Below are 1,399 nucleotides of genomic sequence, written 5' to 3' on the forward strand. Positions count from 1 at the left end.
GCTCTTCTGTGGTTGCCGCCCGTAATGCAAGAAGTTTCCGACCTTGCCGGCGCGTGATCGAGTGCGGTCTTCTGTAAGGCCTTGAGATGCGGTACTTGCAAACGCCGCAGGCCGGTATGGTGATCTGCGGATCGGGTCCAAATCTCGCCGTCGTGCTTGTTGCACTAAGAGCGGCCCTGGTTTTCCCACTCCCGATCTGTTCGATCGTTTTGCCCATTCAGGTCGTCGTCTTCTCACACCCCCTTGGCACCGTCGCTAGCGGCTAGACATGCACATCATGCCGCAACAGCCAGCGTCGGATCCCTGTAATTTTCGTTCTTTGTCAGCATCGCCCAGATCTGTCGTGCCATCTTGTTGGCCAACGCTATGGCGACCAGCATCTTGGGCTTGCGCGCCAACATCCGCGACAGCCAACTGCCTTCCGGAATTGTGCGTCGTCCAAGCCAGGTCAATCGCGACATTGCCCCTACGATCAGAAGGCGTCGGATATCCGCCTGGCCTGCCTTGGTCATCCGCCCTAAACGCTCCTTGCCTCCAGAGGAATGCTGCTTGGGGACGAGCCCTAGCCAAGCCGCAAAGTCGCGACCGGTTTTGAACTGCGTCATGTCGGGGCCGAACGCTTCCACAGCGATGGCCGTGAGTGGTCCAACACCAGGCATGGTCTGAAGCCGGCGCGCCTTGTCTGACTGCGCGGCTAACGTTTTCAGTTTCGCGGTATGCTCGGTGATGCGCGCTGTTTTCTCTGCAATCTGGGCTCGCAGGTCCTTGCACTCCTCTCGAATGAGCACTGGTAGGCCGGAGCTCTCGTCCTCAAGAAGCGCCGTCATGCGATTGAGGTGACGTATCCCAGCAGGAAACACATGGCCGTGCTCATATAAAAGTGCACGCAGCGCGTTCACATCAGCGGTCCGCTGATGCACCAGGCGTTCCCGGCCGCGGAACACCGCTGCGCGGGATTGTTGCTCAATGGTCTTGGGCTCAACAAAACGCATCTCGGGCTGGCGGGCGGCGATCACGATCGCCTCGGCATCGGCCGCATCATTTTTCTGACGCTTCACGAACGGGCGCACATATTGCGGTGCGATCAGCCTTACCTCGTGGTCAAACGCCTCCATTTCACGCGCCCAATAATGAGCGCTCCCACAGGCTTCAAAGATGACCAGGCTTGGCTCTTGCTGCGCCATGAACGCACAAAATTGCTTTCGGCTCAGTTTCTTACGGTACTGCACCTCTCCAGTTCGCGACGCTACGTGGACCTGGAAAACACTCTTTGCCAGATCGACTCCAACCATCATATCCTTCATCTCGCCGTCCTCCTCTACGCGTGGCGTTCAACACCACAATCTTGGCACATTGCGATGCCGTCTGGGGAGGGCGGCAACCATCCCATCTCGCCGAG

The 1,399-nt window shown here is 58.5% G+C and carries 1 protein-coding gene; it reads right to left on the minus strand.

The annotated features are described in order from the left end of the window. Window positions 1-275: 275 nt before the first annotated feature. Window positions 276-1,304, minus strand: a complete 1,029-nt coding sequence (locus tag BLR85_RS28285; RefSeq protein WP_093165243.1) for an IS110 family RNA-guided transposase — start codon at window positions 1,302-1,304, stop codon at window positions 276-278. Between the last annotated feature and the right edge of the window lie 95 nt (window positions 1,305-1,399).

It is taken from the genome of Aliiruegeria lutimaris, from assembly GCF_900099935.1.
In the GTDB taxonomy this organism is placed as follows: domain Bacteria; phylum Pseudomonadota; class Alphaproteobacteria; order Rhodobacterales; family Rhodobacteraceae; genus Tropicimonas; species Tropicimonas lutimaris.